This window comes from Microbacterium sp. NPDC078814 (genome assembly GCF_040702645.1).
GTDB lineage: Bacteria > Actinomycetota > Actinomycetes > Actinomycetales > Microbacteriaceae > Microbacterium.
In genome coordinates this window covers 377,729-392,958 of sequence record NZ_JBFBLT010000005.1, presented here as the reverse complement: position 1 = coordinate 392,958, position 15,230 = coordinate 377,729, and the positions used below count along the sequence as shown (strand labels likewise).

Annotated in this window: 22 protein-coding genes; 16 read left to right on the top strand and 6 right to left on the bottom strand. The window is 68.6% G+C overall.

Features of this window, described 5'->3' with window-relative positions:
- The first annotated feature begins 176 nt into the window (after window positions 1-176).
- From AB0300_RS12700 to AB0300_RS12690, 3 genes are all read left to right on the top strand, one after another.
- Complete coding sequence (locus tag AB0300_RS12700; protein WP_366216121.1) at window positions 177-563, top strand: hypothetical protein; 387 nt, start codon at window positions 177-179, stop codon at window positions 561-563.
- A gap of 3 nt (window positions 564-566) precedes the next feature.
- The gene (locus AB0300_RS12695; RefSeq protein WP_126893504.1) at window positions 567-794 is read left to right on the top strand and encodes a hypothetical protein; all 228 of its coding nucleotides are present in this window, start codon (window positions 567-569) and stop codon (window positions 792-794) included.
- 513 nt (window positions 795-1,307) lie between these two features.
- Window positions 1,308-1,568, top strand: coding sequence for a DUF3263 domain-containing protein (locus AB0300_RS12690; protein ID WP_366216120.1), 261 nt, complete (start codon window positions 1,308-1,310; stop codon window positions 1,566-1,568).
- 112 nt (window positions 1,569-1,680) lie between these two features.
- Here the strand turns inward: AB0300_RS12690 and AB0300_RS12685 are convergent, their stop codons facing one another.
- Window positions 1,681-2,853, bottom strand: a complete 1,173-nt coding sequence (locus AB0300_RS12685) for a site-specific integrase (protein WP_366216119.1) — start codon at window positions 2,851-2,853, stop codon at window positions 1,681-1,683.
- 304 nt (window positions 2,854-3,157) lie between these two features.
- Entirely contained in the window at window positions 3,158-3,862 is a 705-nt protein-coding gene (locus tag AB0300_RS12680; RefSeq protein ID WP_366216118.1) for a hypothetical protein, read from the bottom strand.
- A 201-nt stretch (window positions 3,863-4,063) separates the two neighbouring features.
- Here AB0300_RS12680 and AB0300_RS12675 point away from each other — a divergent pair, with 201 nt between their 5' ends.
- A complete protein-coding gene (locus AB0300_RS12675; RefSeq protein WP_338565491.1) occupies window positions 4,064-4,543 on the top strand; it encodes a hypothetical protein in 480 nt (159 codons plus the stop codon).
- 9 nt (window positions 4,544-4,552) lie between these two features.
- On the opposite strand, the gene AB0300_RS12670 is transcribed toward AB0300_RS12675, so the two are convergent.
- Window positions 4,553-5,377, bottom strand: coding sequence for a CPBP family intramembrane glutamic endopeptidase (locus AB0300_RS12670; protein ID WP_338565492.1), 825 nt, complete (start codon window positions 5,375-5,377; stop codon window positions 4,553-4,555).
- A gap of 155 nt (window positions 5,378-5,532) precedes the next feature.
- Between AB0300_RS12670 and AB0300_RS12665 the strand changes: the two genes are divergently transcribed.
- Entirely contained in the window at window positions 5,533-5,694 is a 162-nt protein-coding gene (locus AB0300_RS12665) for a hypothetical protein (protein WP_157524002.1), read from the top strand.
- Window positions 5,695-5,700: 6 nt separating this feature from the next.
- Here the strand turns inward: AB0300_RS12665 and AB0300_RS12660 are convergent, their stop codons facing one another.
- Both AB0300_RS12660 and AB0300_RS12655 read right to left on the bottom strand, forming a co-directional pair.
- Complete coding sequence (locus tag AB0300_RS12660) at window positions 5,701-7,368, bottom strand: MDR family MFS transporter (protein ID WP_366216117.1); 1,668 nt, start codon at window positions 7,366-7,368, stop codon at window positions 5,701-5,703.
- On the bottom strand, window positions 7,368-7,979 hold the full coding sequence (locus AB0300_RS12655) for a TetR family transcriptional regulator (protein WP_366216116.1): 612 nt from the start codon (window positions 7,977-7,979) through the stop codon (window positions 7,368-7,370). The genes AB0300_RS12660 and AB0300_RS12655 overlap by 1 nt, the downstream gene beginning before the upstream one ends.
- A gap of 175 nt (window positions 7,980-8,154) precedes the next feature.
- On the opposite strand from AB0300_RS12655, the gene AB0300_RS12650 reads away from it, so the two are divergent.
- The 9 genes from AB0300_RS12650 (at window position 8,155) to AB0300_RS12610 (ending at window position 12,233) form a co-directional block, all read left to right on the top strand.
- Window positions 8,155-8,592 carry an Asp23/Gls24 family envelope stress response protein gene (locus tag AB0300_RS12650; RefSeq protein WP_025104399.1) on the top strand — a complete coding sequence of 146 codons (438 nt, stop codon included), beginning with the start codon at window positions 8,155-8,157 and terminating at the stop codon, window positions 8,590-8,592.
- Window positions 8,589-8,780 (top strand): DUF2273 domain-containing protein, encoded by a 192-nt coding sequence (locus tag AB0300_RS12645; RefSeq protein WP_025104398.1) that lies wholly within the window; start codon window positions 8,589-8,591, stop codon window positions 8,778-8,780. Before AB0300_RS12650 ends, AB0300_RS12645 begins: the two co-directional genes overlap by 4 nt.
- Window positions 8,777-9,118, top strand: a complete 342-nt coding sequence (locus AB0300_RS12640; protein WP_366216115.1) for a hypothetical protein — start codon at window positions 8,777-8,779, stop codon at window positions 9,116-9,118. The genes AB0300_RS12645 and AB0300_RS12640 overlap by 4 nt, the downstream gene beginning before the upstream one ends.
- On the top strand, window positions 9,115-9,681 hold the full coding sequence (locus AB0300_RS12635; RefSeq protein WP_249521013.1) for a hypothetical protein: 567 nt from the start codon (window positions 9,115-9,117) through the stop codon (window positions 9,679-9,681). Before AB0300_RS12640 ends, AB0300_RS12635 begins: the two co-directional genes overlap by 4 nt.
- Window positions 9,678-10,376 carry a hypothetical protein gene (locus tag AB0300_RS12630; RefSeq protein WP_249521012.1) on the top strand — a complete coding sequence of 233 codons (699 nt, stop codon included), beginning with the start codon at window positions 9,678-9,680 and terminating at the stop codon, window positions 10,374-10,376. Before AB0300_RS12635 ends, AB0300_RS12630 begins: the two co-directional genes overlap by 4 nt.
- A 14-nt stretch (window positions 10,377-10,390) precedes the next feature.
- Entirely contained in the window at window positions 10,391-10,564 is a 174-nt protein-coding gene (locus tag AB0300_RS12625) for a CsbD family protein (protein ID WP_025104394.1), read from the top strand.
- A gap of 117 nt (window positions 10,565-10,681) precedes the next feature.
- Window positions 10,682-11,248: a sigma-70 family RNA polymerase sigma factor gene (locus AB0300_RS12620; protein WP_085603738.1), complete on the top strand. Its 567-nt coding sequence runs from the start codon at window positions 10,682-10,684 to the stop codon at window positions 11,246-11,248.
- Complete coding sequence (locus AB0300_RS12615) at window positions 11,245-11,847, top strand: Asp23/Gls24 family envelope stress response protein (RefSeq protein ID WP_085604120.1); 603 nt, start codon at window positions 11,245-11,247, stop codon at window positions 11,845-11,847. Before AB0300_RS12620 ends, AB0300_RS12615 begins: the two co-directional genes overlap by 4 nt.
- On the top strand, window positions 11,844-12,233 hold the full coding sequence (locus AB0300_RS12610; protein WP_366216114.1) for a hypothetical protein: 390 nt from the start codon (window positions 11,844-11,846) through the stop codon (window positions 12,231-12,233). The genes AB0300_RS12615 and AB0300_RS12610 overlap by 4 nt, the downstream gene beginning before the upstream one ends.
- Window positions 12,234-12,254: 21 nt before the next feature.
- Here the strand turns inward: AB0300_RS12610 and AB0300_RS12605 are convergent, their stop codons facing one another.
- Window positions 12,255-13,100 (bottom strand): SDR family oxidoreductase, encoded by an 846-nt coding sequence (locus tag AB0300_RS12605; protein ID WP_366216113.1) that lies wholly within the window; start codon window positions 13,098-13,100, stop codon window positions 12,255-12,257.
- Between the two features lie 93 nt (window positions 13,101-13,193).
- Here AB0300_RS12605 and AB0300_RS12600 point away from each other — a divergent pair, with 93 nt between their 5' ends.
- A complete protein-coding gene (locus tag AB0300_RS12600) occupies window positions 13,194-13,559 on the top strand; it encodes a helix-turn-helix domain-containing protein (protein ID WP_071327524.1) in 366 nt (121 codons plus the stop codon).
- Window positions 13,560-13,657: 98 nt separating this feature from the next.
- Complete coding sequence (locus AB0300_RS12595; RefSeq protein WP_060922145.1) at window positions 13,658-15,196, top strand: APC family permease; 1,539 nt, start codon at window positions 13,658-13,660, stop codon at window positions 15,194-15,196.
- The last annotated feature ends 34 nt before the right edge of the window (window positions 15,197-15,230 follow it).

Here is a 15,230-nt window from a genome sequence, read left to right as displayed (position 1 = left end):
GGGAAGGGGGCGTTGTTCTCCGTGCTCCTTCTCTACTTCATCGCGATGCGCGCTTCCCCGACAACGGTCGACGGCGCGAAAGACGCCGTGTCCGGCCTGCTGTTGGCGGCGATGCTCATCCCTTGTCTGCGTCTCTGGATTCTTGGGATCGAAGAGCGCGCACGTAGGGCAGCCTGATGGAAGCGTGGGTCGGCACGCTCCTCGGCGGTTTGCTTGGCGGTGGCAGCCTCGCAGCGATCCTGGTGTTCATCGCTACCCGGAAGCGGGACAAGGCGACAGGCATCACGGAACGGTTCGATGACGCGTCGCAGCTTGCCCAGTACATCCGTGAAGAGGTGGAACGGCAGGTCGCCCCGATCCGCTCCGAGCTCGACGCGGTGAAGAAGGAATCGCACGAGATTCAGAACGCGTTCCGCGAGTGGATCGTGGGCGTATGGCGGTGGGGTCAGCGTGGCCGTCTTGGCGACATGCCCATGCCGCCGCCTCAGATCCTCCACCGTCTCGGCCTGGGCTACCTCGCTGATGACGAGTGGCACACAGAACCACCTATCTATAGGGAGTGACACATGAGTACACCTGTTGTTGATGCGCCGTCGTTTTGGGCGCGTACGAAGAAGGCTTTTGCTGGTGGTATCGCTGGTTTGGCGACTGGTGGTGTTGGGTCGGCGATCACGGCTGCACTGTCGGATGGTGCGATCACTGGCGATGAAGTGTGGAGCATCATCGGCCTCGCGGTCGGTGGGTTCCTGGTTGGTTTCGGTGCTGTGTATGCGGCGCCGGCCAATGCTAACTGACTATCAAATCACGAACGCCCCCACCCGGTCCGCACAGGGCTAGGTGGGGGCGTTCACGCGTTTATGGGGCGTCGAGGATAGCCGGGTCGGTGGTGATGTAGAGGGGGAGTGCCGCCGCCTGCCCATGCCCCAACCGTTCCGGCGTAGACGGGTCTGGGAGCGAACGACGATGCTTCCCCAACGCGATCCACGGGTCAAGGTCAGGGAGCGTTCTGAGGGCCGCGCAGAGGGTCGCTGTGTAGTCGTCCTCGAAGTAGCCAACCCATGTGCCCACGGCCTCAGCGAGCACGTCTGCGCGTTCACCCGCGGCGGCCTTGAGCTCGTCTAGAACGGGCGCCGTGTCAGTCGTGTACCTGTTGCGTGAACAGATCGCATCCAACTCGACACTGAGCTTGGTTGTGGGGGACAGACCTCGTGATTGCACGCCGGATCATCCTTCCTCCGGCCGAGACAAGTCAGTCTAGTCCGGCGTCATAGAACAAGCTCAGAAACAAGCTCTGCAACAAGCTCTCAATGTCCGACCCCACGACGATCATGGGAACCGTGACGCCCGCCGAACTAATCGCCTTCGAAGCCCGCCACCCAAACCGCACCCCGGCCAAGACCCACGCCATCCGACACCAACTTGGTATCAGCGAAGTCCGCTACTACACCCTGCTGCTACGGGCCGCGCGATCGACCGAGGGGATCAAAGCCGATCCCGTCACCGCACGCATGGTCAGGGAGAGGGTGGAGCGTACCTCCACCAATCGAACCAGGAGAACCGCAGCATGAGCCGTGACCGCATCGACCTCGCCACCTGCGACGAAGACGCCCTCCCCGAGGGTGGCATCTCGTGCAGCTCCGACTTCGAAGAAGAAGACGATAGCTGGATGGACGACTCGATTTAGCCGCGCGTCGGGGGATCGATGGCCGAGGGAGAGTTCGCGGCCAAGAGCTCTGAGAACTGCTGCATGGCCGAGGTCAGGCGTTCCCGGTTGCGGAGAGACTTGTACGCCTGGGTCATGGATCGCGTGGAGTGCCCCACGATCTCCTGAATGAGGTCATCAGGCACCCCCGCGGCATACAGCAGGTCGACCGTTGTGTGTCGACCGTCGTGGAGACGCACATCCTTTTCGATGCCGGCGTCGAGCAAGACCTTTCGCCAGTCCTTGCCCGCGAGGTCGGGGCTGTAAGGGCGCCCGTTGCGCGTGAAGAGCAGCCCCCATTCATTGGGGGGAGTCTGTTCGATGTGGTGGGCAAGGATCGAGCGCAACGGATCGATGAGTGGAATGACTCGCCATCCTGACCGGGACTTGGGGCGGGTCAGATAGAGCCCGCCGGAGACGTGCCGATACTCGAAGTCAGCCGGAACATCCGGCTTGCCTTCCGTGCCGGTCTTCTTGATGCGGATGAGCTGCCACGAGAGGTCGAGAACCTCGCTCACCCGGTCGCGCTCAAGACCGATGACTTCGCCGCGCCGAGCACCGGTCAGGAGAACCGTGGCCCAGAGCGCACCATCCGGGCGAGTCGCTAGGTGCGCGAGTAGCTGGATCGCCTCGCCGAGGTCGAGGGCATGCAGTGTGGTGGCGGCCTTTTTGGGGGCGTCGGTGAGTGTTGCGGGGTTGCGCCCGATTCGGCCTTCGCGCAGGGCCGCCTTGAATGAGACGGACATCGTGCGATGAGCCAGCAGGGCTGTAGTTGAGTTGTTGCCCTTCTCGAGGATGGCGTCATGCACGCGACGAACGTGTGCGGCTGTCACCTTGTCCAGCTTGATCTTCCCGATGGCGGGGACAATGTGGTTGTTCACCGTTCGCCGGTACCCGTCGAGCGTGTTCGGACGGACCTTCTTCGCCGCGATGTTGTCCAGCCAGTAGCTGAACCACTTCTCCACCGTGGTGTTCGCGGTCGGGATGTCGCCGCGCTTCTCCAGGTCGACGCGTAGCTTCGCAAGCTCTTTGAGCAGCTCGGCCTTGTTCTTGCGACGGATCGGCTTGCGACGCCGCTCGCCGTTCGGCCCGGGGGGCAGTTCGACCACTCCGGTCCAGTACTTCAGGGGGAGCGTCTTGTCGGCTGGCACCCGATAGACGGATCCTTCACCCTTCCCGCGCATGTTGTCCTTTCTCAGTGCTTCGGTTGTCCGTCGCGGACTCCGTTGTCCGCACGTCTTCTTCTCAGGCTTACGACGTACATCACAGCTGTTCCCTTCCGGCCAAGGATCGGTTTGAGTGTAGCCCTCTGTGTAGCCATAGCCATTGTTTGACATGGTTTCGTGTGGGCCTACATAGAGACCATACACCCCTTTTTTGACCAAATACAAGCCATTCACGCAACTATCCGCACGACTCATAATCGTGAGGTCGCGGGTTCAAGCCCCGCTCCTGCTACAGCATGAAACCCCCGGAACCTTCCGGGGGTTTTGTCGTTCCCCGCAGGGATGCCGGTTCGGCCTTGGCTCGTCCATGTGCCGAGTACACTGGAAGCACGGCGGGCAGTAGCCCTCGGAGCCTGGCAGTCTTCCGGACGGTATGACGAGCCAGGCTCACGTGTTTCTCCATCCGGGTGACCCGCGGCCCCACGAGCGCTTCGACGCGGCGTACCCAGTCTCCACCGTTCGAATAGCACCAGGCGACGGCGTCGCTCACCCAGAGCAACGGATGCTCGTGCGGCGCGACATGAAGATACTGCATCTCCGCCGGCCCGACGCGGCGGATCGTCTCTGCGATCAATCGCCGATCGGCGCGCTCGAGGGATGCGTCTCGTTCAATGACCAGCTTCGCCACGCCGCCGAGGACCGCATCCTCAGTGAGCGCAGCGAGCGACAGGGGACGCGCTTCCTTGTCTGACCGCTGCCTGACGAGCCACACGGACACGCGTACGTCGAGAGCGCACATGCGGGAGAGGATCTGGCGGCGTCGACTGTCGCTCTCACTCTTGAAGTGGAGGCGTCGCTGACCCGGTTTGAGAAGGTCGCGCAGCGCCCGCTCGGATGCCCGGACGTCGCTGATTGCGGATGCTGTCGCAACGACGTAGTACCCGCGGACCTTCGACTCGTCGACGTAGACGCGGTCATCGGGGCGGAAGGTCACTCCACCACCGCAAGGGCAGCGTCAGACGCGCTCCGGACGGGAGCACCGTCGCTGCACCCCCGGAACCTTCCGGGGGTGTTGTCGTCTCCGACCTCCGTGCCGGGATACCGTCCTCACCCGCGCGGAGCGTCTTAGAGTGTGTGACGCGTCGGCCACCCAGCCGGCCACCGAGATGGCGGGCATCGAGGGACGAGGTCTGCCGTGTCTGCGCCCGATCGCCGTGCGAGCATCGTGTTCCGGGACGCCCGGCGCGCCCTGGAGGAAGCTGTCGCCGACGGGCGCGGTCATTGCCTCGGGCTGGAGACGCTCGCGCCGCAGGAGTCGTGGGACGTGCTGGTCGCCGAAGGGTACGGGCGCGCGTTGCTGACCGGCGCCCTCGCCGGGGCCCTCGCCGGGCTGCGGCGGCACGGCGTGACCGTCGCCGACGTGCTGAGCTGTCCTGCGGTCCCTCTCGGGGTCGAGCTCGGGCCGAGAAGCCTCCGGCTCGTCATGGGGTGGCTCGCGGACGGCGTGGCCGAGATGGACGATGCCGTCGTGTCGCGGACGATGGTGGCCGGTGTCGCCGACGACCTCATCGGTGCCTCCGATGCGGCCCTGGCCGTCGGCGACGCGCACCGGGTGGCCGTGCTGGTGTTCGCGATCGCGGCGGTCGGCACCCACGCCGTCTGGCGTGCGGGGTGACGCGCGCTGTCAGCGCTGAGGGGCGAAGGCGTCGGGTGCGGAGGTGCGGACGCGACCGCGGATGAAGATCATCAGCACGAGACCCACGACGACCACCACGATGTTCCCCAGAGCCGCGAACGCCGTCAGCCCACCCTCGGCGGGGTGCAGCGTCTGCAAGAAGATGCTCGGGTCGGTGCTGGCGTGCAGGAGGATCGGGGCGACGATGGTCCGGGTGACGCGGAGCGCGAGGTACATGCAGATGCCGAAAGCGAAGGTGTACACGAGCTGGAAGAGGGTCGGGAACAGGTCCTGTCCGGTCAGCAGGTTGCCCGAGTGCAGCCCGGCGAAGATCGCCGCAGAGATCACCGCGACGACGAGCTCGCGCGCCCCCGCGTCGCGCATCATCTTCACGACGAGGCCGCGGGTGAGAACCTCTTCCGCGAAGCCGATGGCGAGTCCCGCGAGCAGCCAGGTCGCGACAACATCAAATCCGACGCTGCCGTAGTCGATCGTGAGGAAGCGGAGGACGTTGAACAGCAGGACCGCGACGATCGCGATCCACATCCATCCCGCTCCCCGGATCGGCTGGCGCCCGAACACGGGGCGCCACCACCCGACCGAGGCGATGAACCCGATGAGCAGGAGACCCCCGACGAGGATCGGAAGGACGTCGTAGACGAGGACGCCGGTTGCGCTGGCCGGGTCGTCGACCTGCGCGGCCAGCGGGAGGAAGGCGAGCGAGAACAGCTGATAGAGGCCGTAGTACACCGCCGCGAGCAGGAGGGCGCGCCACCAGCCTCCGCGATCCCAGAAGCGCTGCCAGGCGGAACGGTGCGGTGCGGCGTCGATCACGGGTGCTCCTCGAAGGGGGATGGCGGGCACCTCCAGTGTGACGGCTCCGCCCGCGCGGCGCGGGCGCCGGGCGGCGACACGCCGTGTCAACCCCCTCGGCCCCGGCAGCCCGCCCGCCCAGACTGGCCGTCCGGATCCCAACGTCAGGAGGCGCCATGTCCGACACGTCGAACAGCCAGGACAACCAGGAGGAGATCGAGGCCATCGGCGTCGACCCCGACTTCGTCACCACCGATCACGACCCCGAGCCCGACGAGCTTCCGGCGACGGGCGGCGGGGAGGACGACGACGACGTCGACGTCGCCGACCTCCCCTAGCGCGGGCTACCCGCCTGTGGGCGCCGAGCCGGTCTCTCCCGGCTCGGCGTCCGTGCGTGCGGCATGGACCCGCCCGGCCGTGCGGAGCTCCGCCTCCAGGCGTTCGGCCTCCTCGCCGCTGATCGCCTCACCGCGGGCCACGAGACCGGCCTGATCCGACAGCGGGATCTGCTTGAGGAACAGCGACAGGATGAGCGCGAGCGCGATGAACGGCACGAGGTACCAGAACACCGGGGCGAGCGCGTCCGCGTACGCCGTGACGATGCCGTCGCGCACCTCGTCCGGCAGACTGTTCAGTGTGGCGGGGTCGATCGTTGACGCGGCCTGGGACGCGGCCTCGGGGGATGCCCCGGCGCCGGCGAACACACCGAGGAGGTTCTCCGTCAGCCGCGTGGTGAAGATCGTGCCGAACACCGCGGTCCCCAGCGAGGCGCCGACCTCGCGGAAGTAGTTGTTCGTGCTCGTGGCGGTGCCGATCTCGCCTGCCGGGACGGCGTTCTGCACGACGAGCACGACGACCTGCATGATGAGGCCGAGCCCGGCGCCGAAGACGAACAGGAACGCGCAGATCAGCCAGATCGGCGTCTCCGCCGACAGGGTGGTCATGGCGACCATCGCGATGCCGGTGATGATGGTGCCGAGGATCGGGTAGATCTTGTACTTCCCGGTCTTCGAGATCGCGATGCCGGAGAAGATCGAGGTCCCCATGAGGCCCACCATCATCGGGATCATCAGCAGCCCCGACGCGGCGGCGGACGTTCCGGACGACATCTGCAGGAATGTCGGGACGAAGCCGATCGCCGCGAACATGCCGATGCGGAGGACGAGGCCGATCGCGGTGGCGTTCACGAAGATCGGGTTGCGGAAGAGGCTGAGCGGGATGATCGGGTCCTGCACGCGCGACTCGGTGATGACGAACGCCGTCGCCGACACCACGAGGCCGGCGCCCCAGGCCCAGGTCGCCAGGGAATCCCAGCCGAACGCGGCGTCGCCGCCGAAGTCGGTGAAGAAGATGAGGCACGTCGTGGCAGCGGACAGGAAGAGCACACCGAGGATGTCGATCGGCTTCTCCGCCTTCTTGCTGGGGAGCTTCAGCGCTACGAGGGCGATGAGGAACGCCGCGATGCCGACCGGGATGTTGATGTAGAACGCCCACTGCCAGGTCATGTGATCGACGAAGAAGCCGCCGAGGAGCGGTCCGGCGACCGCGGAGAGGCCGAACACCGCGCCGAGCGGGCCCATGTACTTGCCGCGCTCGTTGGCCGGCACGATGTCGGCGATGATCGCCTGCGAGAGGATCATGAGCCCGCCGCCGCCGAGACCCTGGAGGGCACGGAAGACGACGAACATCCAGAAGTCCGACGCGAAAGCGCAGCCGACCGAGGCGAGCGTGAACAGGGCGATGGCGACGAGGAACAGCGACCGCCTGCCCAGCACGTCGCCGAACTTGCCGTAGATCGGCATGACGATGGTGGTGGCGAGCAGGTAGGCCGTGGTGATCCAGACCTGATGGTCGACGCCGCCGAGCTGGCCGACGATGGTGGGCATCGCGGTCGACACGATCGTCTGGTCGAGGCTCGCGAGCAGCATGCCCGCGATCAGGGCGCTGAAGATGATCCAGATGCGGCGCTTCGTCAGGAGGAAGGGCGCATCCGCGGTGGCGGTGGCGGACATCAGTGGGCTTTCTGTGAAGGGGAGTAGAGGTCGCGCGCGAGGCGCAGCCGGCGGGTGATGAGGTCGGCGAACGGTTCGGTGGAGTGGTGGTGCAGCAGCTGCTCCATGCACAGGCGCACGAGCGCGCCGACGGAGTGGACGAGCACCTCCGCGCGCAGCTCCGCGTCCGGCTCCGCGCCGATGCGGCGGGCCACGAGGGCGATGTCGCGCCGCTCGTGCTTCTCCTGCTGCTCGAAGGCGGCCCGCAGCAGCCGCGGCTCCTGCTCGATGACGGCGAACAGCTCCGCGGCGTGCTCGATGGGATCGAAGAGGGCGAAGCGCTCGATGGTGAGCTGCACGAAGTCGTCCAGGAGATCGCCCTCGCGGTCGAGGAAGGCCGCTTCGAGCTCCTCCTGGCGGGAGTCGATGACGGCGAAGCCGAAGACGGCGTTCTCCTTGCTCTCGAAGTAGTTGAAGAACGTGCGCCGCGAGACCCCGGCGTCGGCGCACAGCTCCTCGACGGTGAAGCCCGCGAAGCCCCGCTCGGTGGTCAAGCGGCGCGCGGCTTCGGTGAGCGCGCGCGTGGTCCGACGCTTGCGCTGCTCCCGGGTGGATTCTGCACTGTTGTCCATAAAGTGCAACTTTGCACTCTGAGCCTTGGAGTGCACTGAGAGTTGCCGCCGAGTGGCGGGCCGAAATTCGTTCGGAGAACTTTGTGACATTCTGTGCTCCCCGACCGTCTTAGTGGTGTCGTGAGAACACGGCCCGCGCGGGAACCGCGTGGTCACACGGATGAAGGAGCTCGAGATGGCGAACGTGACTGGGGGCACCCAGCCCAAGGCTCAGGTCGTTCCGGCGTCGCAGGGGGCGGCGGGGAAGACCACGATCGAGGATGCGGTGGTCGCGAAGATCGCCGGCATCGCGGCACGAGAGGTGGACGGGGTCTACGCGCTCGGCGGCGGCGCCGCACGCATGATGGGCGCCATCCGCGACGCCCTCAACACGACCGACCTCGCGCAGGGGATCAGCGTCGAGGTGGGCGAGACGCAGGTGGCCGTCGACGTGACGATCGTGGCGGAGTACCCGGTGTCCCTGCAGAAGGTGGCCGACCAGGTGCGGGCCGCGATCCACCGGGCCATGGTGGAGCTGGTGGGCATGGAGGTCGCCGAGGTGAACGTCACCGTCAACGACGTGCACATCCCCTCCGAGGACGACGACGAGGCTCCGGAGGCGCGAGTCCAGTGAACGCCTCGGTGATCGGCGGAGCTGCGGCGACGGTGCTCGCGCTGACCTGGATCGTCTGGGGGTTCTGGGCGTTCCTGCTCGTCACCCTCGCGATGCTCGTCGGTGCGGTCGTCGGCCGCATCGTCGACGGTCGCCTGGACGTGCGGGCGCTCGCCGACGTGGTGCGCGGGCGGCGATCGTCCTCATGAGCGTCGCAGTGACGGACGGGCCGACGACCGTGGCGGGGGCCACGGTCGTCGAGGCCCGGGCGCTGCATCGGCTCGCGCTGGGGATCGTCCGCGATGTCGCCGGAGTCGGCGCGGGAGACGCGAGCGTCGACCTATCCGACAGCCGCGGCGACCTGCGGGTCTCCGTGGCGGTCCCGGTCGTCCTGGGGAGCCGCGGGGGCGGTCCCGTGGCGGTCCGCGCCGACGCCGTGCGCGACGCGGTCGTCCGCGGCATGCGCGAGCTGGCGGCCCGCCGCGTGGGAGCGGTGGACGTGCGTTTCACCGGAGTCCGGCGTGAGGACGAGAGGAGAGTGGCATGACGGCGAACACGACGACGTCGCGGCGACTGCTTCGTCGAGAGGCGAGGGCGACGCGCCGGGGCCCGGCGATCGCGCTCGCGGTCGTCCTCGCGGTGCTCCTCCTCGCTCTGCTGGGCGCGATGGTCGCCGGGACTCTCGACGCGGGGTTCCGCGCGCAGGTCACCGGATGGCTCACGCCCGTCACGGCTTCCGCCGCGGCGCCTGCGGTGATGATCGCCGCCGGGGCCGTGCTCGTGGTCGTGGCGCTGCTCCTCCTCGGACTCGCCGTGCTTCCCGGTCGGCGGGCCCGCCGCACGCGGCTCGCCGCACGGGCCGCGCTCGTGATCGACGACGGGGTGCTCGCCGACGCCATCGCCGACGGCACCGCGCGCCGGGTCGGCGTGCCACGCGGCCAGGTGCGCGTGACCGTGGGACGACGCACGGTGCTGATCCGGGTCACGCCCACGAGCGGGGTCCCGGTGGATGCGGCCGCCGCGGGAGACGCGGCCCTGCGCGTGCTGGACGAGACCGGATTCCGGCTCTCGCCGCGGGTGCAGGTGGCGCGGGAAGGAGTGATCGCATGACGTCGGCAGGGACCGTCGCGAACCGGATCGTCCTCCTCGGAGGAGCCGCGATGCTTCTGGGCGGGGGCGTCGTCCTCCTCGCTGCGGGACTGCGGGGCGCGGGGGCGCTTCCGGCCCCCGCCGAGGATGTGCTCGCCGAGGCCGACGGTGTCGTGGCGTGGTCGGGGGCCTGGGGCCTCGACATCCCCGGTGCGGGCTTCGTGCCGCTGTGGGCGCTCGCGGGGCTCGCCGCCGCGGTGCTGCTCGTCGTCCTCCTCCTCGCGTTCCTGCTCACCCGCAGGCCGCGGCGGGAGCGCACCCTTCTCCGGCTCGCCGGTGAGGGCGGCACGACCACCGTCGACCGGAGTGTGGCAGAGCAGCTGCTCGCAAGCCCCCTCGCCGATCGAGCGGACGTGCTGGCCGCCCGGGTGACGAGCCGGAAGGCCGGCCGCGAGATCGCTCTCGGCCTCGTGGTCACTCCACGCCCCGGCGCGGCCCTGGGGCAGGTGCTCGCCGCCGCCGATGCGGTCGTGCAGGAGTGGGACGCCGTCACCGGGACGCGGATGCCGGTCGTCGTGCACATCGCGGACCGCGGCTGGCGGGAGCTCTTCCGCTCCCGGCAGCGGATGCGCCGTTCGCTGGTGGCCGGACAGAGCACGGCGGCGCGTGAGCCGCACAGCACACAGACATCGACCCCGACCGTCGGGGTCGTGTGAGGAAAGGAGGCGCCATGAGCGCGGAGGACAAGATCAAGGCCGCAGCCGAGAAGGTCGCAGGCAAGGCCAAGGAGGTCGTCGGCGAGGTCACGAACAACGACAAGCTCGTCGCCGAGGGCAAGGCCGAGCAGGCCAAGGGCGATGTCAGGAACGCGGCCGAGGATGTCAAGGACACGTTCACCAAGTGACGGAAGGGGAGGAGGCGCCCGGAGGGGCGTCTCCTCCGCCCGCGCGCAGAGGGTCGATCCGATCCGATGCGGCGCGGGCTCCGAACGTCCGGGGAACCGTGAACGAGGGGTGGGGGAATGGCAGCCGATCACTGGGGTGAGGCGCTGGAGCAGGCCGGAGACCGTATCGTCGCCGGCCGCGCCATGGACGGCGACGTCGCCGCGTTCGCGGTGCTCGTGCGCAGGTACACGCCGATGATGAGGGCCTACACGCAGCGGATGCTCAACGCGTCGGCGGAGGTCGACGACATCGTGCAGGACGCGTTCGTGACGGCATGGCAGCGCTTCGGTGAGCTGGAGGACCCCGCGAAGGTCAAGAGCTGGCTCATGCGGATCGTGAGCCGCAAGGCGGTGGATCGGCTGCGCCGGACGCGTCCCGCGCTCGACGTGGACGAGATCGACCGACCGGCGCCGCCGCAGGCATCGCCCCATGCGGTCGTCGAGGCGAGAGCGGGCGTCGAGGCCCTCGGCGCGGCCCTGCGCGAACTCCCGGAGGCCCAGCGTGAATGCTGGGTGCTGCGGGAGCTGGCCGGCTACAGCTACGACGAGATCGCCGAGGAGCTCGGCATCCCCGTCAGCACGGTGCGCGGACTGCTGTCCCGCGCGCGACGGTTCCTGATCACACGGATGGAGGCGTGGCGATGACCGATCACCACGAGGACGACCAGCTGCGCCGCCTCGGCCTGGAGCCCGCCGACCTCGACGGGCACACGATCGAGGAGCTCAGCGACTACTTGGACTCCGGCCGCACCCCGCGGAATCCCGCCATCGAGGAGTCGCCGGGGTGCCAGCTCGCGCTCGATGCCCTGGAGAGGCTGCGCGGACTGGGCAGCGCCCTGATGGATGAGGATGTCTCCTCCGCGCCTGCCGCGGACGAGAGCTGGGTGGAGAGGATCCTCAGCGGCATCGCGATGGACGCCCAGGCGGGGCGCCGCATCCCCTTCGCCTCCGATGATCCGGACGTGGAGCTGGCGATCACCGAAGGCGCCGTGCGCGGACTGGTCCGTGCCGCGGAGGAGGCCGTCCCCGGCGTGCTGGTCGGCCGGTGCCGGCTGGAGGGCGATGTCACAGAGCCCGGAGCGCCGGTGCGGGTGGCGATCGACGCGAGCGTGCGCCTCGGCGACCCTCTCCGTCGCGTCGCCGACCGGCTGCGCGCGGAGGTGGAGGCCCGGCTGCGTCGTCATACCGAGCTGCAGGTCGTGGCCATCGATGTCGCGATCACCGACGTCAGGGAGGGGGCATGATGACCGGCACCGAGCTGTCGAAGGAGGAGCGCGCGGGTCTCGCGCTCCGGATCGAGGCGGCGCTGCGCGCCTGCTCCGGGGTGCGCGGCGTATACCGATCGGGCTCCCTCGTCTCCAACCTCCTGCGTGCGGGTGCGTCGGCGTGGGGGAACGAGCGCGGAGTCGAACCGATCGTGTCCGTCGCCGCCGGAGCGGACGGCGTGGCGGCGGAGGCGGCGATCGGCGTTGACGGGCGGGTGCGCAGCGTCGCGACGCTACGGCATGCCCGTGACGCCGTGGACGCGGTGCTGCGGGCCGAAGGCCTGCACCGCGGGAGCCTCACCCTCACCGTCGCCTACGTGCAGAGCGCCGTGGAGCCGGAGCCGGGGGAGCGCCGCCGTTCGTGACGGCCGGCGGCGCTCCTCGCATCACACCAGGGCGCGGAGGCCATCGACGAGCGGGGTCGTCGGGCGGCCGATGAGGCGGCGGAGGGTGCCGTCGGTGTCCGCCAGGGCGCCGTCGCGGATACCGGCGTCCAGGGCGACGACGAACCCGGCGGTGCCCTCGTCGAGGCCGGCCGCGCGGAGCGCGGCGAGCTGCTCGTCGGCGGAGAGGGGGACGAACACGACCTCGCGGCCCGTCACCTCGGTCATCGCGGTGGCGAGGTCGGCGTAGGTCCATGCGACGTCCCCGCCGAGCTCGTAGACCGCACCGAGGTGTCCGTCCTCGGTGGCGACGACGGCGGCGGCCTCGGCGTAGTCCTTCCGGCTGGCGGAGGCGACGCGGCCCTCTCCGGTGCCGGCGTTGAGGGTGCCGGTCTCCGCTGCACGAGCCAGGTCGGCGGCGTAGTTCTCGGTGTACCAGTTGTTGCGGAGGATCACCGCGGGAAGACCTGCAGCCGCGATGAGCTCCTCGGTGGCCTTGTGCTCGGGAGCCAGGACGAGGGAGCTCGTGGTGGCCTTCGGGGCGCTCGTGTACACGAACTTCGACACCCCGGCATCCTTCGCGGCCTCGATGACCGCCTGATGCTGCGCGACGCGCTGGCCCACCTCCGAGCCGGAGACGAGCACGACGGTGTCCACGCCGTCGAGCGCCGCCGCGACCGACGCCGGGTCGGTGTAGTCGAGACGGACGACGGGCACGCCGAGGTCGGCCCCCTTGGCGAGGTCGCGCGCACCGGCGCGGATCGTCTGCGGGTCGACGCCGCGCGCGAGCAGGGCGGCGACGATGAGGCGGCCGAGGTGACCGGTCGAACCGGTGACGAGGATGGTCATGGGAGTCCTTTCGTTGCTGACTCCCCGGACAACCCCGGCAGCCGTGCTCCGCATTCCTTTCGGCGGGTACCCACTTTTCGGTAAGGTACCCACATGACGGTGAGTTTTGCGCAGATCCGCGACTCCCAGCCCGCTCTCTTCGATCAGGGATGCGGAACGCGGGTCGTCCTGGACCACATCATGAGCAAGTGGGGCGTGCTCGTGCTCTCCTGTCTCTCCGACGGCACGCGGCGCTGGGGCGAGCTGCGTCGGGAGGTCGACGGCATCAGCGAGAAGATGCTCGCGTCGACCCTGCGGACCCTCACCGACGACGGCCTGGTGCATCGGGAGTCGCTGCCGACGGTGCCGCCGCATGTCGAGTACAGCCTCACGCCTCTCGGGCGTGACCTGATGGAGCGGATGCTTCCGCTGATGGAGTGGGTCGCGGCGCACGCCGACGGAATGCTCGGTCGCGACTGACCCACGGAATCCTTCGCGTATCTGAACGCGACACATGGATTCCGTTGCAGAAACAAAAGGATTGACGGGATACCGCGGCGAGCCGTACTGTTCAGGACATGGCAACGACGCCCATCCACCTCGAACGCCCCGACGGCAAGGGCCTGGCCGCAGGCACCCTCGGCCTGTGGGGCTCCACCGTCATCGGGCTCGCCTCCACGGCCCCCGTCTACTCGCTCGTCGCGACGCTCGGCTTCGTCGTGCTCGCCGTCGGCGCGCAGGCGCCGATCGCCTTCATCATCGCCTTCGTGCCGATGCTGCTGATCGCCTTCGCCTATCGCGAGCTCAACAACGCCGTCCCCGACTGCGGCACCACCTTCACCTGGGGCACCAAGGCCTTCGGGCCGTGGGTGGGCTGGATGGGCGGCTGGGGCGTCGCGGTCGCCGGCATGGTCGTGCTCGCGAACCTCGCGCAGATCGCCTCCGTGTACTTCTGGTCGCTGATCGGGCAGGACCTCGAGAACAACGACTGGCGCGTCGTCGTGGTGGCGGTGCTCTTCATCGCGGCGATGACCTGGGTGAGCTGGCGCGGGGTCGAGATCGGCGAGCGCATCCAGAACGTGCTCCTCGCGATCCAGTACCTCGCGCTGGCGATCTTCATCGTGGCCGCCCTCTGGCAGTTCTTCACGGGCGACGCCCCCGACGCCACCCCGTTCTCGTGGGAGTGGCTGAACCCCTTCGGCTTCACCGACTGGTCGGGCTTCACCGAGGCGATCCTCCTCGCGCTCTTCATCTACTGGGGATGGGACACCTGCCTCGCCCTCAACGAGGAGACGAAGGACCCGAAGCGCATCCCCGGCCGCGCCGCGGTGCTCACCTGCGTCATCCTCCTGGTGACGTACGTCGCGGTGACGATCGCCGCGATGATGTACGCCGGACTCGGCGAGGACGGCACGGGACTCGGCAACGAGGCCAACGCCGACGACTTCTTCCTGGCCATCAAGGACGGGCTGCTCGGACCGTTCGGCTGGGTGCTGGTGGTCGCGGTCATCATCTCGGCGATCTCGTCCACCCAGACGACCATCCTCCCGACCGCCCGCGGCACGCTCGCGATGGGCGTGTACAGGGCGCTCCCGGCGAAGTTCAAGGACGTGCACCCCGTCTACAAGACGCCGTCGTTCTCGACCATCGTCATGGGCGTGGTGGCTTCCCTCTACTACGTCGGCATGACCCTCATCAGCGACAACATCCTGCAGGACTCGATCCTCTCGCTGGGCCTCGCGATCGCGTTCTACTACGCCATCACCGGTTTCGCCTGCGTCTGGTACTTCCGTGCCGACCTGCGCCGCTCGACCCGCGACCTGTTCTTCAAGGGCATCTTCCCGCTGCTCGGAGCGCTGCTGCTGACCGGCGCGTTCGTGCAGTCGGCGATCGACATGTGGGATGTCGACTACGGCTACACCGTGCTCTTCGGCATCGGCGGCACGTTCGTGATCGGCATCGGGTCGCTGGCGATCGGCCTCGTCCTGATGTTCCTCTGGTACCTCTTCCCGCGGTCGAAGCGGTTCTTCCGGGGCGAGAGCCTGAACCGGGAGACCGAGGTGATGGTGCCGGAGGAGCCGGGCGCGATGATCCGCTCGGTCGACGGCGGCATCTGAGGCGCAGGGTGCTCGCGCGGCTGTCCTAGGCTGG

Coding starts and splice junctions, on each gene's coding strand:
- AB0300_RS12700 (WP_366216121.1), top strand. CDS start 177: ATGGAAGCGTGGGTCGGCACGCTCCTCGGCGGTTTGCTTGGCGGTGGC.
- AB0300_RS12695 (WP_126893504.1), top strand. CDS start 567: ATGAGTACACCTGTTGTTGATGCGCCGTCGTTTTGGGCGCGTACGAAG.
- AB0300_RS12690 (WP_366216120.1), top strand. CDS start 1,308: ATGTCCGACCCCACGACGATCATGGGAACCGTGACGCCCGCCGAACTA.
- AB0300_RS12665 (WP_157524002.1), top strand. CDS start 5,533: ATGTCCGACACGTCGAACAGCCAGGACAACCAGGAGGAGATCGAGGCC.
- AB0300_RS12660 (WP_366216117.1), bottom strand. CDS start 7,368: ATGTCCGCCACCGCCACCGCGGATGCGCCCTTCCTCCTGACGAAGCGC.
- AB0300_RS12655 (WP_366216116.1), bottom strand. CDS start 7,979: ATGGACAACAGTGCAGAATCCACCCGGGAGCAGCGCAAGCGTCGGACC.
- AB0300_RS12650 (WP_025104399.1), top strand. CDS start 8,155: ATGGCGAACGTGACTGGGGGCACCCAGCCCAAGGCTCAGGTCGTTCCG.
- AB0300_RS12640 (WP_366216115.1), top strand. CDS start 8,777: ATGAGCGTCGCAGTGACGGACGGGCCGACGACCGTGGCGGGGGCCACG.
- AB0300_RS12635 (WP_249521013.1), top strand. CDS start 9,115: ATGACGGCGAACACGACGACGTCGCGGCGACTGCTTCGTCGAGAGGCG.
- AB0300_RS12630 (WP_249521012.1), top strand. CDS start 9,678: ATGACGTCGGCAGGGACCGTCGCGAACCGGATCGTCCTCCTCGGAGGA.
- AB0300_RS12625 (WP_025104394.1), top strand. CDS start 10,391: ATGAGCGCGGAGGACAAGATCAAGGCCGCAGCCGAGAAGGTCGCAGGC.
- AB0300_RS12620 (WP_085603738.1), top strand. CDS start 10,682: ATGGCAGCCGATCACTGGGGTGAGGCGCTGGAGCAGGCCGGAGACCGT.
- AB0300_RS12615 (WP_085604120.1), top strand. CDS start 11,245: ATGACCGATCACCACGAGGACGACCAGCTGCGCCGCCTCGGCCTGGAG.
- AB0300_RS12610 (WP_366216114.1), top strand. CDS start 11,844: ATGATGACCGGCACCGAGCTGTCGAAGGAGGAGCGCGCGGGTCTCGCG.
- AB0300_RS12605 (WP_366216113.1), bottom strand. CDS start 13,100: ATGACCATCCTCGTCACCGGTTCGACCGGTCACCTCGGCCGCCTCATC.
- AB0300_RS12600 (WP_071327524.1), top strand. CDS start 13,194: ATGACGGTGAGTTTTGCGCAGATCCGCGACTCCCAGCCCGCTCTCTTC.
- AB0300_RS12595 (WP_060922145.1), top strand. CDS start 13,658: ATGGCAACGACGCCCATCCACCTCGAACGCCCCGACGGCAAGGGCCTG.